Genomic DNA, 15,333 nt, shown 5'->3' on the forward strand with positions numbered 1-15,333 from the left:
GAACGTTCCATGCTCGCCAACCTGACCGCCTACCTGATCACCTCGGCCGCGCGCCTGATTACCGGGGCGCGAGCCCTCTGGCTGGGGTGCACGCTCCTTCCGGTGCAGCGCCTGTACTTTGCCAATCACAGCAGCCACGGCGATTTCGTCCTGCTATGGGCATCGCTGCCCCAGACGCTGCGGCGTCGCACTCGGCCGGTAGCCGGTGCCGACTACTGGGCCAAGCCGGGGATTCGCGATTTTCTCATCCGCAAGGTATTCAATGGCGTGCTGATCCAGCGACATCGCGACGAAGGCCAGGGCCACCCCTTGCAACCGGTACTCGACGCCGTGGCCCAGGGCGATTCGCTGATCTTCTTTCCGGAAGGCACGCGCAACCTCAGCGATGAGCCCTTGTTGCCGTTGCGAAGTGGCCTGTATCACCTGGCGGCGGCCCACCCGCAGGTCGAGCTGGTGCCGGTATGGATCGCCAACCTCAATCGGGTGATGCCCAAGGGACGCGCCTTGCCGTTGCCGTTGCTATGCACCCTGAGTTTCGGCGAACCCTTGCACCTGCAGGCAGACGAAAGCAAGCAAGCCTTTCTGGAGCGGGCTGGCCAAGCCCTGCTCGATCTAGCCCCCAAGGACGTTTGACATGCACGACAATACCCTCGCGCTGTTCGCCGGCATCGGCGCCCTGCTGCTGCTCGCCAGTGTGATCGGCCGTGTGCTGAAGTGGCGCGCAGGCCCCGGGCCCCATGCGGTGATCGACAACCTCAACGCCCGCATCAATGCCTGGTGGGTCATGGTGCTGGTAATCGGCATCGCCTTCGTCTTCGGCAAATACGGCGTGATCGTGCTGTTCTATGGTGTGTCGTTCTATGCCTTGCGCGAGTTCATGACCCTCACGCCCACCCGGCGCAGTGACTACCCCGCCCTGGCGGCGGCGTTCTACATCGCGCTGCCCGTCCAGTACGTGCTCATCGCCATGGACTGGTATGGCCTGTTCAGCATCTTCATTCCGGTCTACCTGTTCCTGTTGCTGCCGATCCTGGCCAGCCTTGGGGGCGACACCACGCGCTTTCTGGAGCGGGCTTCGAAGGTCCAGTGGGGCTTGATGATCGCGGTGTACTGCGTATCGTCGGTGCCGGCGCTGATGACCCTGGAGATCCCCGGCTTCGAGGGGCGCAACCTGTTGCTCATCGCCTGGCTGATCGTGGTGGTGCAGCTCAGCGATGTGCTGCAATACGTGTGCGGCAAGCTGTTCGGCAAGCGCAAGGTGGCGCCCAACTTGTCGCCTTCCAAAACCCTCGAGGGCCTGGTCGGCGGCGTGGCACTGGCCACGCTGATCGGCGCGCTGCTGTGCTGGATCACGCCGTTCAGCTTCTGGCAGGCCGCCTTGATGGCCTTGGCGGTCAATACCATGGGCTTCTTTGGTGGGCTGGTGATGTCGGCGATCAAGCGCGACCGTGGCGTCAAGGACTGGGGGCACATGATCGAAGGCCATGGCGGCATGCTCGACCGCATCGACTCGGTCTGCTTCGCTGCACCGGTGTTTTTCCACTTCGTGCGCTACTGGTGGGCTTGAAACGGCGCCAAGGCCTGGTAGCGCGTTAGCCGGTAGTTTGGGCTGACCCTGCGCGAACAGCGCGGCCAGACACCTGGACGTCGACTTCAGGCAACTGCGCGGGCGCTTCAACGCCTATGGTGAAGGGTCATTCAACCAGTCACAGGAGTTGTGCCATGTCCGATTTCATCACCGTGCTGCGTGAAACCTGCCCCACCCCGGTCGTGGACGCGACCAAGTGGAAACGCATCGGCGGCGACCCGCACACCGTGAACCTGAACGCCTACCTGTCGGCCGACGGCAGCAAGATCATGGGCACCTGGATCTGCACCCCGGGCAAGTTCGAAGTCAACTACGACAAGTGGGAATACTGCCACTTCCTCGATGGCTACTGCATCGTCACCCCGGAAGGCGAGGAACCGAAACACCTCAAGGCAGGTGACGTGTTCGTGATCGAGCCAGGGATGAAGGGGACCTGGGAGGTGGTCGAGACGGTGCGCAAATACTTCGTCTTCGCCTGATTGGCAGACGCAGGGGGCGCAATGAGCCGCCCCCTGTACAACGATGACGTGCAGCCTTTGATCATTGTGGCTTGCGGTAGGCCTCGATGATGGCCGAGAAGTCCTTGCCACCCTCCCCGCGCAGGCTCATGGCCTGGTACAGCTGTTGCGCGAGGGCGCCGAGGATTACGGGCTGGCGGGCCTGACGCGCAGCTTCGGTGGCCAGCCCCAGGTCCTTGAGCATCAATTCGGCGCCGAAGCCGCCGGTGTAGCCACGCGAGGACGGCGCCGTCTCGATCACGCCAGGCCAGGGGTTGTAGGTGTCGGAGCTCCAGCAGCGGCCGGTGGAGCTGTTGATGATGCCTGCCAGCACCTGAGTGTCGATACCCAGAGCATTGCCCAGCGCCATGGCTTCGGACACACCGATCATCGAAATGCCCAGCAGCAAGTTGTTGCAGATCTTGGCGATCTGCCCCGTCCCCACTTCGCCGCAGTGCACGATGTTGCGGCCCATGTGCTCGAGCACCGGCTTGAGCGCTGCGAACAGTTCGTCGCTGGCTCCAACCATGAAGGTCAGCGTACCGGCCGCCGCCCCACCCGTGCCTCCGGAGACAGGCGCATCGCCCATGTCCACGCCCTTGGCGGCCGCCGCCTTGGACACCTCGCGCGCGGTCTGTGGGTCGATGGTGCTGCAATCGACGGTGGGCGTACCAGCTCGGATCCCGGCCAGTACCCCATCGTCATCGAGGTAGACGCTGCGCACGTGCGCGGCTGCCGGCAACATGGTGATGACCAGGTCGCTTTCGGCTACCGCCTCGCGTGGTGAGGCGCTGACCTGCCCACCCAGGGCGCCGAGTTCTGCCAGTACCTCCTTGTTCAAGTCAAACAGGGCAAGCGCGTGACCGGCCTTGATCAGGTTGCGGGCCATGGGGGCGCCCATGTTGCCCAAGCCAATGAATGCGATACGCATGACGTGCTCCTTAGCGCAGGCTGATGGTGGTGTTCACGCCGTCGTTGATACTGTCGTCATCGAACCAGCGGGCGGTAACCGTCTTGGTCTGGGTGTAGAACTGCACCACCTGCTTGCCGTACGGCCCCAGATCTCCCAGCTTGGAGCCGCGCGAGCCGGTGAAGCTGAAGAACGGTACGGGCACCGGGATCGGGATGTTGATGCCCACCTGCCCGACGTCGATCTCGCTCTGGAACTTGCGTGCCGCCGCGCCGCTCTGGGTGAACAGACCGGTGCCGTTGCCGAACGGATTGGCGTTGACCAGGGCGATGGCCTCATCGAGGGTGTCGACCTCGAGCGTGACCAGAACCGGACCGAAGATTTCCTGGGTATAGACCTGCATGTCGGTGGTCACGCCCGAGAACAACGTGGGGCCGACGAAGTTGCCGTGCTCATAGCCCGGCACCTTGACGTCGCGGCCATCGAGTTCCAAGGTGGCGCCCTCTCGGATGCCGCTCTCGATCAGGCTCAGTACACGCTCCTTTGCCCGCTTGGACACCACCGGCCCCACATCGGTACCTGGCTCGCTGCCGGCGTTCACGCTGAGCTTGCTCGCCGCTTGCTTGATGTCTGGCAGCCATTCGCGGGCCTTGCCCACCAGCACCGCAACCGAGGTGGCCATGCAGCGCTGGCCTGCAGCGCCAAAGGCCGCCCCTACGAGGGCATTCACGGTTTGCGTACGGTTGGCGTCCGGCAGCACCACGGCATGGTTCTTGGCGCCCATCATCGACTGCACGCGCTTGCCATGCTGGCTGGCCAGGTTGTAGACATGGGTACCTACCTCGGTCGAGCCGACGAAGGAAATCGCCTTGATGTCCTGGTGTGTGCACAGGGCATCGACCACGGCCTTGCCCCCATGGACCACATTGAGCACACCGGCGGGCACCCCGGCCTCCACGGCCAGCTCGACCAGCAACAAGGTCGACAACGGGTCCTGCTCGGAGGGCTTGAGCACGAAGGTGTTGCCGCAGACGATGGCCATGGGGAACATCCACAGCGGGATCATCGCGGGGAAGTTGAACGGCGTGATGCCAGCGCATACCCCAATCGGCTGACGCAAGGTATAGGTATCGACACCGCCTGCCACGTTTTCGGCGAATTCGCCCATTTGCAGGGTGCCGATGGAAGCCGCGTGCTCGACCACTTCCAGGCCACGGAAGATATCGCCCTCGGCGTCGGCCAGGGTCTTGCCCTGTTCGGCGCTCAGCACCTGGGCAATGCGCTTGCTGTGTTCACGGATCAGCGCCTGGAGCTTGAGCATGATGCGCATGCGCGCGCCAATCGGCGTATGGCGCCAGGTCAGAAAGGCACGCTGGGCCGCTGCCACGGCGGCGTCCACCTCCTCGGCGGTGGCGAACGGAACACGCGCCAGCACGGCCTGGGTGGCCGGGTTGACGATATCGCGCCACTCGCTCGTTCGGGACTCCACCCATTGACCATCGATCAGCAGCTTGGCCTGCTCGACCTTGGTCTGGTCAGGGGACTGGGGTGCGTTCATCTGCGTTCTCCTTGGAATTATTGTCAGGACGAGATCGCCAGCGCCGTCGCTAACGCGGGGTGGCGTAAGAGGGCATGTTTCGAGTATAGATGTGCAAACATCCTACAAGAACGCATAAAAATTCCGGATCATCATGCAAAAAGACCTCACATCCCTGAGCGCGCTCAACTGGGACGACTTGAAGTTCTTTCTCGAAGTGGCCCGCACGCGCAAGGCCAGCAGCGCGGCCAAACGGCTGAGCGTGGACTACACCACCGTCTCGCGGCGCATCACTTCGCTGGAAGGCGCGCTTGGCACCTTGCTGTTCGAAAAATCGCGCACCAGCGGCTTCGTGCTGACGGCAGAAGGTCAACGTCTGCTCAGTTATGCCGAGGCCATCGAAAGCACGCTGCACATGGCGTGCGAGCAGGTATCCGGCTCGGGGGTGGCGCTGTCGGGGCATGTGCGCATGGGCTGCACCGAGGGCTTCGGCAGTTTCTTCATCACCCCGCAGCTGAGCCACTTCGTCGATGCCTACCCGGCGATTTCAGTGGATATCCTGCCGCTGCCGCATTTCATCAGCCTTTCCAAACGCGAGGCGGACATCGTCATCGCCCTAGAACGCCCGGAACACGGGCCCTACGTATGCTGCAAGCTGTGCGACTACCGACTGCGCCTGTACGCCACGCAGGCATACCTGGACAGCCATGCGCCGATCCAGGCCGTGGCCGACCTGGCCGGGCATCCCTTCATCAGTTATGTCGACGACCTGGCCTTCAGCTCCGAGCTGCTGTACCTGGCCAACCTGATCCCTGGGGCCACGGCTCACCTGCGCAGTACCAGTGTGATTGCCCAGTACACCGCTGCGCTTCAAGGCCGCGGGCTGGCGATTTTGCCGTGTTTCCTGGCCGCGCAGGACCCGCGGCTGGTGACGGTGCTGCCCGAGCAAGTGGAAGTGACGCGGCAATTCTGGATGTACTGCCGCGAAGACCTGCGCAAGCTCAAGCGCATCACCTTGTTGTGGGACTACATCCGCGAGGTGACCGAAGCCAATGCCCCACTGATGATGGGGCAGGACACGGTGATGCGCTTTACCAAGGCCTGCAACCAGGCCTGACGGCGCTGACGAGCGTCGCCCTCACACCTGCTCGAGCATCAACCCCGAAATACGTCGAACCTTGCGCCCCACGGCTTCCTCGAAAATGCCCTGGCGAGGTTCCACCAGGCTGAAGCAGTGCTTGGCACGGGTGATGCCGGTGTAGACCAGTTCCTTGGTCAGGACCGGGTTGAGCGCGTCGGGCAGGACCAGTGCGGTATGGCCGAATTCCGAGCCCTGGGACTTGTGCACGGTCATAGCGAACACGGTTTCCACCTCGTTCAGGCGGCTGGGGAGCACGAAGCGTACGCCACCCTTGCCATCGTTGCGGGGAAAGGCCACGCGCAGCAATGGCTTGCCCTGCTCATCCGGCAGGCACAGGGCGATACCGATGTCGCCGTTCATCAAACCCAGCCCATAGTCGTTGCGGGTGACCAACACCGGCCGGCCCTCGTACCAAGGCTGCTGGCTGTCGATCAGGCCGGCGCTGTGCAGCACCCGCGCCACCCGCTCGTTCAACCCCTCTACACCCCAGGCGCCACGGCGCACGGCGCACAACAGCTGGAAATCCTCGAAACGGTGCAGGACCTTGGCGGCCCAGCGTTCCCAGGCAGGGTCGTCGAATGGAGTGTCTAGTGCCGGACGCTGACTGCCCAAGGTACGCAAGTAGCTGCGATAGCCCTGGGGGCCTTCCGCGCCGCGGTCCAGGCCGTCGAGCAGCAGGCGATCGAAGGCGCGGTCATGCTCCTGTTTCAGGGCCAGGCTGTGGACGTCGGGCGGCGGCATGGCCAATAAGTCGCGCGCCGCATGGCTTTGCTGACGGTTGACCAATCGGGCGAGCTGACCGATGCCGCTGCCTTCGCCGAAGCGTCGGGAAAAACGCAGCATGACCACTTGCTGAGCCAGCGGATGGCGCTGTTCATCACCAGGCTCAAGACCGCTTTCAGACAGCGATTGCCCGCCGATATGCTCCAGCCATGCCTGGGTCGCTGGGGAGTAGCGGCCCTGCTCGGCATCCCGGCACAAATCACCCAGCACCGCCCCGGCCTCCACCGAGGCCAGCTGGTCCTTGTCACCGAGCAGCACCAGTCGTGCTTTTGGCGGCATGGCATTGAGCAGGTTGGCCATCATCTCCAGGTCGATCATCGAAGCTTCGTCGACCACCAGTACATCCAGAGGCAGGGGGTTGGCGGCATTGTGACGGAAGTGTCGCGAGCCTGGACGGCTACCGAGCAGGCGGTGCACGGTACTGACTTCGGTGGGGATATGGCCACGCACGTCGCTGCTGACATGCAGGCGTTCGACTTGCTGGCCAATGGATTCGGTCAGGCGAGCAGCTGCCTTGCCCGTGGGCGCCGCCAGGCGAATGCGCAACGGCCTGCCCGCTTCCACTGCCGGGGCCTGGAGCAAGGCAAGCAGGCGTACCACGGTGGTGGTCTTGCCGGTGCCAGGCCCACCCGTGATGATGCTGAACCCGGCGCGAGTGGCCAGGGCGCAGGCAAGCTTCTGCCAGTCCACCTGCCCTGCGAGGCTGCCGCCCTCGAACAGGGCATCCAGACGCCTCGTCAGGTCTGACGGTACGGCGTCGGCCTGGGTCAGGCGTTGGCGCAGGGTGCGGTCGATGCGCCGCTCATAACTCCAGTAGCGGCGCAGGTAAAGGCGTTCGCCGCTGAGGACCAAGGGCCGGGTGTGCTGCCCTGGCGTATCGGCGGCTGCCACCAGCGGGCTTGCGGCGATGCGCTGGCGCCAGGCGTCCAGGTCAAGGCCGGCCAGCAGTTGGGAGGGCAACAGCAGCGGGCCGGTCAGCGCATCCCCCTCAGGCGGTAACGAGAGCGCGAAGTCAGGTTCGGCCAAGGTCTGCTGCAAGTCCAGGCAGACGTGCCCATGCCCCAGTTGATGGCTGGCAAGGGCGGCTGCCAACAGCAACAGCGGGTCACTGCCCGGCGCAAGCGTCTCCAGAAAGGATACGAAAGCACGGTCCAGCGCCCGCAACCAGCCGCGTTCGACCCAGCGATCGAGCAGTTGCAGCAGGTCACTGCTGCGGTGTTGAGGGGCCAGGGCCAGCAGGTGCTCGGCCTGCAGGGGGGTGGGCAGCAGGTCGACGAGGCTTCGGCTCATGGGGCGTCTCCGGCAAACAGGTCATGCGCAACAGGTGCGTGCTCGCCGCGAAACAGGGCATCGAGGGTTTCGATCAGCTCGCGCGGGGGCTTGGCGTGATAAATACCATGCCCGCTGCTGTTGGCCCCTCGCAGGAAAATGAAAAGGGCCCCGCCGACATGCAGGTCATAGTCATAGTCCGCCAGGCGGGCGCGCAGCTGTCGGTGCAGGGCCAACAGGTACAGCACGTATTGCAGGTCATAACGATGCTCAAGGATGGCCCGCTGCATCGCGGCAGGGTCATACGCCTGAATGTCGGGGCCCAACCAATTGGATTTGTAATCGGTCACGTAGTAGCGCCCCTCCAGCTCGAACGCCAGGTCGATGAAACCCTTGAACATGCCGTTGAGCAGCGTCGGCTGCGCGGCTGGGCGCAGTAGCCCTGGATGGGTGTAGTGGGCCACCAGGCGGTCGAGCTGCTGGGCATCGACCTGGTGACTGGCAAACCAGAACTCCATTTCGACCTGGTAGCGGGTGAGCTGGCTGAGGGTCACGGTCAGGCCGTTTTGTGCCACGGGCATCGGTGTGTCGAGCAGGCCTGTGAGCCACTGGGTCAGCGTCGGTATCCAGCCTTCCCAGCCGCGCCGGTTACAGCGCTGGCCCACGGTACGGGCCAGCGCTTGCGGGTTATCGTGTACCTGGGCAAAGCCTTCACGCCCGGCCCACTCCAGCAACCCGTGAAGGAACGTGCCGGGGTTCGGGCCGCGTGGGAAGCGGTGGATGTCTCCGCTGTCCGCGGGGACCTCGCGCAGTACCTGGGTATCGACGGGCTCATCGTCGAGCAGTTGTTGCGCCAGCGAGCTGTCGACGCCCAGTGCCTGCTCACCGATCCGCAGCGCGCTGTAGGAGGCGATCCACCACTGTTCGGCCGCCGCGCGCCGGGGCATACGGGCTGGGACCAGTTGGTGCTGCAACTGCGGGGTGTGGTAGAGCGCTCGGTCCGCTTCCGGAAGCCCAGGACAGGTTATGTGCGCGCTGGTATCGGCCAGTGCTTGCAACCAGCCTGTCAGTTGCTTGGAATCGGCAAGTTCGGCGCCGCCGCCTAGCAGGTAGCCGAGGGCCGAGCGATGCAGGCTCGAGCGCTTGTGATTACCGCGCTTGAGGTCGGCCACCCCCAGCCAGCAGGCATGCTGGGCACGGGTAAGCGCCACATACAAAAGGCGCAAGTCTTCGGCCAGGCGTTCGTCATCGGCGCGCTCGACCTGCGTGGCGTCCGGCGTCAGGGTCAGGTGCGCATTGCCCTGGCTGTCGTGCCAGGCGAGCGGCAGGCGGCTGCCGTCCACCGGTTTGCTGGAGCAGATGAACGGAAGATAGACCAATGGGTACTCCAGGCCCTTGGACTTGTGGATGGTGACCACCTTGACCAGTTGCTCGTCGCTCTCCAGGCGCAGGATCTGCTCCTCGCCGGCCTGGCCTGAACTGGCCAGATGATCGGCCAGGTGGCGGATCAGCGCCTGCTCACCGTCCAACTCGCCTGCGGCCTGCTGGAGCAACTCGGCCAGGTGCAACAGATTGGTGAGCACGCGCTCGCCGTCCGTGCGACGAATGAGCGTTCGCGGCAGCTCGAAGTCATGCAGCAACTGACGCAGCATGGGCAGCACGCCCTGGCGCTGCCACGTGTCGCGGTAGGCGCGAAACCGCATCACCCAGCTTTCCCACACCCGTTCGTCCTGGTTCAGGCGATCAAGCGCCGGCAGCGACAGGTCAAGCGTCAAGCTGGCCAACGCCGCCTTGAGCAGGCGCTCGGAGTCCGGCTCTGCGCAGGCTTTGAGCCAGGCCAGCAGGTCATGAGCCTCCTGGGCGGCGAACACCGAGTCCTTGTCGGAGAGGTAGACGCTGCGCACGCCTCGGGCAGCGAGCTCTGCGCGGATACGTTGCGCCTCGTGGCCATCGCGCACCAGGATGGCGATGTCCGATGGCAGGCACGGGCGCAAATGGCCATTGGCGTGCGCAAAGCCTGCCGTGCCGTGTTGACTGGCGTTGAGCAGGCCCACGATGTGACTCGCGCAACTGGTGGCCATCTGCTGCCGGTAAACGCCCATCGAAACCGGCTCGTCGCTGGGGAGTTGCCAGCACTGGAGTGCGGCGCAGGGCTGACCCTGGAGCATCAGTTGCTCGCTGCGGCCCTGGGCGCGCACTGCAACGAAGGGCAGAGGGTTGTCGTCCGCCTCCCGAAAGAGGAAGGCGCCACGCCCGCTGGGACGCGCCTCGGCCTGCTGGAATACCTGGTTGACCGCCGCGACCATGCCTTCGCTGGAGCGGTAGTTGGTGTCCAGGCTGTGCAAGCGGCCTTGGGTCGCGCGACGGGCCGCGAGGTAGGTGTAGATATCGGCGCCCCGGAAGGCGTAGATCGCCTGCTTGGGGTCGCCGATCATGAACAGGCCGGTGTCGCCGTGGTTCTCGCTGATGCGGTAGATGCGTTCGAAAATACCGTACTGGATCGGGTCGGTGTCCTGGAATTCATCGATCATCGCCACCGGGAACTGCTCACGGATCAATCCGGCCAGTCGCTCGCCTGCCTCGCTGTACAGTGCCTGCTGCAACCGCAGGAGCATGTCGTCGAACCCCATCTCCGCGCGGCGCCGCTTCTCCACTTCGAACTGCGCCGAAACCCAGCTGGCGGCATGTTCGAGTAGCGCTGCGTCCGGGCTGGCCAGGGCCTGCAGGTCTTGTTGCAATGTTTGCATGGCATCGAGTGCAGGGTGCGCTGGCGGCTCGCCGACTTTCCAGGCCTCGGCGAGGCCCGCAGGGGTCAGGCGGGTGAAGCCTGTACCCAGGTCAAGTTCCACGCACTGTTCGTCGTTGCACCACTGGGATAATTTGTCGAACCAGGGTTCGAAGTAGCGGGCCTGCATCTTCCTGCCGTCTACCTGTTTGGCGGCCACGGCGTCATGACAGAGCTGTCGCAGCTCCTGGACCCAGACCGCCCAGGGCCCCTTGAGCCGGGCCAGTTGCTCGTCGCGGGCCTGCAACGCCTCAAGGATCAGTGCCTCGGGCTCGGGCCCTTGGTGGGCGGCACGCACCCTGCCAAACAGCGGGCGAATGCGGGGCAAGAGCGCGGCAGGGCTGACCCAGTGGCTACGCACCCACGTCAGGGCCTGGCTTTGCATGCCGTAGCAGAAACGTCGCCAGTAATCGCGCACCACCTGCCCCAGCAGTTCACTGTGGTCGGTTTCGAGGGTCTGGGTAAACAGGCTGCCGCTGTCGAATGCGTGCTCACGCAACATGCGCTGGCACCAGCCGTGAATGGTCGATACGGCTGCTTCGTCCATCCACTGCACAGCGGTTTCCAGCCGGGCGGCACTGCTGGCCCACGCGTGCTGTGGATAATCGTCACGCAATTGCGCCAGCAGCGGGTCGACGGCTTCGAGTTCACCGCGGAAAAACCGCGCCGCCTCAGCCAGCCGAGTCCGGATACGCTCGCGCAACTCCTTGGTGGCAGCGTCTGTGAACGTCACTACCAGAATCTGCGGCGGCAGCAGCTCTCGTTCGAAACCCTGCTCGCCACCGTGGCCGAGGATAAGGCGCAGGTACAACGCTGAAATGGTGAACGTCTTGCCCGTTCCCGCGCTGGCCTCGATCAGCTGGCTGCCGTGCAAGGGAAAATTTAGGGCCAGTGGCCGAGCCTGGGTCATGCGCTTTTCTCCGGGTTGCCCAGGGTTTGCCAGGGGGCGTCGAACAGGGGGCGGTACAAGGCCTCACACCACCCCTCGAAGGTTTCGTCGGCCGTGAGCGCGGCGAAATCGCGGAACTGTCGGGCCAGGGCAACGCTTTCACCGCGCTCGCCGGCACTGGTGCGTTCGTCGCCTTCGTAAGCACGGGCGGCCGCAGCCATGGCTTTGTCCGGATCGTCCTGGGCGAGCCAGGCGAATGCCGTCTTGGGCGCCACCGGGAGCGGTGCACACATGCCCGCCTGTCGTGCCACCAGCAGTTCTCCCAACAGGTCCGCTGCCGCTTGCTGGTCAACAGGCGCCAGTAGCAGGGTCACGTCACTGGCCACCAGCGCACTGTGATAGGCGTAACCTGCCGCGCAGGCGGCAAGGTGTGTCACCCACGGCGCGATGAGGCGATGCCATTTTAGGCTGTTGCGCCCTGCACTGATGGTGTTGGGGACCGTGTTGATCCTCAGCACGCTCTGGTCATCGCCTTGGAACACGCGACCCAGCCAGCCCTCCAGCCGATGGGGGCCGTGCTCGAAATGCACAGGCAGTGCACCCTCAACCTGCCGCGGCCAGCGCTCGAGCAACTGCCCATGGCGTTGCAGCAAGTCGGGCAGCGGCTCGATCAGGTCATGCTGCAAGAGTTCGCCAAAACCGGCCAAGGGCAGCAAGCCCTGGGCCTGCAGGCGACGTGCCTGCTGATGCAGGGCGCGCGGAACATCCTCGGGTGTGCTCAAGGCTGCGCTGAGTAACGCCTCACTTGCACCATAACGCTGCAAGGCGTCGAGTACGAAAGGCTCTTCGTCCGGCGTGGGCGCTTCGAGCGCTTCGAAATAGACCTTGAGCCGCTGACTGAAGAAATGCCGCACCGGATGCCTGAGAAAATCGGCCAGCTGATTCAATGTCAGCGGCTCATCATCCTGATAGGGCGGCAGCTCGGCCAGGTCGTGAGGGACATTGCTGTGGGCCTGGTGCAGCACTTGCCACTCGTGTGCGTAGCTGAACAGCGCGCTGCCCTGTTCGAAATAGCGCAGGCTGAAGGGCTGCAAGGGGTGTTCCTGGGTCAAGGCATGAAGCAGTTGCTGGCCCGGATCGTGTTTGACATCGGCTTGCGCATCGGCCAGTTGCCACCCCGCAGCGATGTGATCGCGAAGCTGGCCGATCAGTACCGAGGCAGGCCGCTCGCTGTTGTCGCGGATACTGCGCCCCACCCAACTTACGTAGAGCTGGTCCTGGGCCGACAGTACGGCTTCGAGCAATAGGTAACGATCATCTTCCCGACGCGAACGATCACCTGGGCGGTAGTCGGTGGCCATCAGGTCGAAATCCAGCGGTGGCTGCGCGCGTGGATAATCACCGTCGTTCATGCCCAGCAGGCAGACCACGCGAAACGGGATGGCGCGCATGGGCATGAGCGTACAGAAGTTCACCGAGCCGGCCAGGAAGCGCTGGGACAATTTGCCTTGGTCCAGGCCCGACAGCCAGGCTTCGCGCACCACCGTTAGCGGCAGTGGGTCTTGCAGGTCCACGGTTTCGCAGACATCCAGCCAAGATTCGCGCAGGTCCTGCAACTGGATCAGCAGAAACTCATCCTGCTCATCCTCGGCCAGGAAGAAGACGTGCAGCAGGGCATTGAGGCGTTCGCTCCATTCGCCGGCGTTGGCCGGGCAAGACAAGGTTTGGCACGCCACTTCAAGCGCATCGAGCAACGCGACAAGCGGCCCAATCAGTGCAGCGTCCAGCCCGCCTATCTCGTCGTAAGGCTCGATGCCATCGCAGGCATCACCCACACCCACGGCATAACCCAGCAGCATCCGCCGCAAACCAAAGCGCCAGGAGTTCTGCTCGAGCCCGTCCGGCAAGCCCAGGCTGGCCCGTTGCTCGGCATTGAGCCCCCAGCGAATGCCGGCACCTTCGATCCAGCGGTGCAGGGTTGGCAAGTCACCTTCGCGAATGCCGAACCGAGCCCGCACTGCCGGTACGTCCAGCAGGTCCAGCACTTCGCTGACGGCAAAACGACTTTCGGGGAGTTTGAGCAGGTGCTCCAAGGCGATCAGCAGCGGCTCGCGGCCACGTTGGCCCTGGTCGGTCAAGGTGTACGGGATGTAGCGAGGGTCTTTGCGCTGCAATTGGCCGAAGACGGCCCGTATGTGCGGTGCGTAGCTATCGACGTCGGGCAACATGACGATGACGTCACGTGGGCGCAGCGTGGGATCTGCGCTGAAGCGGGCCAACAACTGGTCGTGGAGAATCTCGACTTCCCGTTGCGGGCTGTGCGCAACGTGGAAGCGCACCGAACGGTCGCGGCGTGCATTGACCGGCGGCCATTGCTCACGGGATTCGGCCAGCGGACGCAATTGAAGGATATCGTCCTGTAGCTGGTTGAGCAGCGTGATGGGTGAACCTTCGGTAAACAGGTCGATTCGTCCATCGCTGAAGACACCCTGGTAACTGCCTGGGTCGTCGTAGCTGTCGAGCAGGTTGATGTAGTCGCGGCCTTGCTTGCCCCAGGCTGCCAGCAGGGGATGCGCATGTTGGTGCAGCGACTGGTCATCCAGTTCCAATGGCATGCCGGGCCGGCGTTGCTGACGCTTGTACTGGTGCCGCAGCAAGTCCTTGTCGGCCACAATGTCGGCCCAGTGATGGCGGCAAGGGTTGTGCACGCATAACAGGACCTGGCTGAAACGGGCGAGACCGGCCAGCGCTTCGAGCGTCTGGGCAGGCAGCGAGGAGATACCGAACACGATCACCCGTGCGGGCAGGTTTGCCGGAGCCTGCTCCAGGTCGTCGATGCAGGCCATGAACCGCTGGTGTACGCCGGCACGGCTCTGGGCCATGCCTTCCTCGCCTACATCCTCCAGCAGGGCACGCCACAGTTCTGCCTGCCAGCAGTTGTCGACAGGCAATGGCTTGCGTTCGCCGCGGGCAGTGTTGAGCACATGCCGCCCTGCGGCCCACTCTTTCAACCAGTCGGCGCGGTACACCTGATATTGGTCGAACAGATCGGCCAGGCGCTCGGCGAGCTGGTAGCGTTTGCGTAGATCGCTGTCGTCAGTCAAAAAACGCCGCAAGGGCTCGAAGTGCGGCCGCTCGACCAGTTCGGGTAACAGGCGCATCAGGCGCCAGGTGAGCGGCGCCTTGTCGAGCAGCGACACTTCCGGTATCTGATCGCGGCCCAGCACGGTGCGGTACAACTGCCACATGAAGCTACCCGGCAGCTGCATCTCGATGGCAGCGGCAATGCCACAACCGCCCTGGTCATCTTCTAGAGGATCCTCGGCCAAGGCGAGCTTGAGCCATTGGGCGATACCATTGCTCTGGACCAGCGCGATTTCATTCTCCAAAGGCGCCAGAGGGTAACGGCGCATCCAGCTCACCACCAGGCTGCGCAGGTCGTCTGGGCGATTGCCTTGGACGATCATGAAGCCAGGCTGGAGGTGGGTACTGGACATCGGCAGGTCTCTTTCGGGCGCGTTTACTTGGGGAGGAACGATATCACGGAGCGGGTCGAGGGCGGGGTTGTAGAGATGTTTCGAGGCGTTGGTGTGGGGTAGGCAGTCGCGCGCCTGCCCCGGCTCGCCCACGGCGGTTGCTCGTTTGACGGTACAAACACGAGTACGTCATTTTTTCCAGCCTAAAGACAAAACCCCTACCTGCCTGCGCAGATAGGGGTTTTGCGAAATGAATCTTGACGATGACCTACTCTCACATGGGGAAACCCCACACTACCATCGGCGATGCATCGTTTCACTACTGAGTTCGGGATGGGATCAGGTGGTTCCAATGCTCTATGGTCGTCAAGAAATTCTGTAGCCAGAATGTCCTGTTGGACAGCCCAGCAAATTCGGATATGTGATGTTTGTGATGCGTTGCGAACTTTCGGTCCATG

The 15,333-nt window shown here is 63.8% G+C and carries 9 protein-coding genes and 1 rRNA gene; 4 read left to right on the forward strand and 6 right to left on the reverse strand.

Translation table 11 applies throughout. From position 1 onward, the window contains the following. The first annotated feature begins 9 nt into the window (after positions 1–9). The 3 genes from PFU01S_RS18110 to PFU01S_RS18120 all read left to right on the forward strand — a co-directional run bounded on the left by PFU01S_RS18110 (position 10) and on the right by PFU01S_RS18120 (position 2,067). Complete coding sequence (locus PFU01S_RS18110) at positions 10–633, forward strand: lysophospholipid acyltransferase family protein (RefSeq protein ID WP_028687610.1); 624 nt, start codon at positions 10–12, stop codon at positions 631–633. Between the two features lies 1 nt (position 634). Further along, positions 635–1,567: a phosphatidate cytidylyltransferase gene (locus PFU01S_RS18115; protein ID WP_023534414.1), complete on the forward strand. Its 933-nt coding sequence runs from the start codon at positions 635–637 to the stop codon at positions 1,565–1,567. Between the two features lie 155 nt (positions 1,568–1,722). Next, a complete protein-coding gene (locus tag PFU01S_RS18120; RefSeq protein WP_023534343.1) occupies positions 1,723–2,067 on the forward strand; it encodes a cupin domain-containing protein in 345 nt (114 codons plus the stop codon). A gap of 61 nt (positions 2,068–2,128) precedes the next feature. Here PFU01S_RS18120 and mmsB read toward each other — a convergent pair whose 3' ends face one another. Together mmsB and PFU01S_RS18130 are read right to left on the reverse strand one after the other, a co-directional pair. Next, positions 2,129–3,016 (reverse strand): 3-hydroxyisobutyrate dehydrogenase, encoded by an 888-nt coding sequence (gene mmsB / locus PFU01S_RS18125; protein ID WP_027914372.1) that lies wholly within the window; start codon positions 3,014–3,016, stop codon positions 2,129–2,131. Between the two features lie 10 nt (positions 3,017–3,026). Then, positions 3,027–4,553 carry a CoA-acylating methylmalonate-semialdehyde dehydrogenase gene (locus PFU01S_RS18130; protein ID WP_027914371.1) on the reverse strand — a complete coding sequence of 509 codons (1,527 nt, stop codon included), beginning with the start codon at positions 4,551–4,553 and terminating at the stop codon, positions 3,027–3,029. A gap of 133 nt (positions 4,554–4,686) precedes the next feature. Between PFU01S_RS18130 and PFU01S_RS18135 the strand changes: the two genes are divergently transcribed. After that, complete coding sequence (locus tag PFU01S_RS18135; RefSeq protein WP_027914370.1) at positions 4,687–5,649, forward strand: LysR family transcriptional regulator; 963 nt, start codon at positions 4,687–4,689, stop codon at positions 5,647–5,649. A 21-nt stretch (positions 5,650–5,670) separates the two neighbouring features. Here PFU01S_RS18135 and recD read toward each other — a convergent pair whose 3' ends face one another. From recD to rrf, 4 genes are all read right to left on the reverse strand, one after another. Then, positions 5,671–7,746: an exodeoxyribonuclease V subunit alpha gene (gene recD, locus PFU01S_RS18140; RefSeq protein WP_028687609.1), complete on the reverse strand. Its 2,076-nt coding sequence runs from the start codon at positions 7,744–7,746 to the stop codon at positions 5,671–5,673. Next, entirely contained in the window at positions 7,743–11,420 is a 3,678-nt protein-coding gene (recB, locus tag PFU01S_RS18145) for an exodeoxyribonuclease V subunit beta (protein ID WP_028687608.1), read from the reverse strand. The genes recD and recB overlap by 4 nt, the downstream gene beginning before the upstream one ends. Further along, the gene (gene recC, locus PFU01S_RS18150) at positions 11,417–14,896 is read right to left on the reverse strand and encodes an exodeoxyribonuclease V subunit gamma (protein ID WP_033737041.1); all 3,480 of its coding nucleotides are present in this window, start codon (positions 14,894–14,896) and stop codon (positions 11,417–11,419) included. The genes recB and recC overlap by 4 nt, the downstream gene beginning before the upstream one ends. A gap of 234 nt (positions 14,897–15,130) precedes the next feature. Next, positions 15,131–15,246, reverse strand: a 5S ribosomal RNA gene (rrf, locus tag PFU01S_RS18155). Positions 15,247–15,333 lie beyond the last annotated feature (87 nt).

It is taken from the genome of Pseudomonas fulva NBRC 16637 = DSM 17717 (assembly GCF_000730565.1).
GTDB lineage: Bacteria > Pseudomonadota > Gammaproteobacteria > Pseudomonadales > Pseudomonadaceae > Aquipseudomonas > Aquipseudomonas fulva.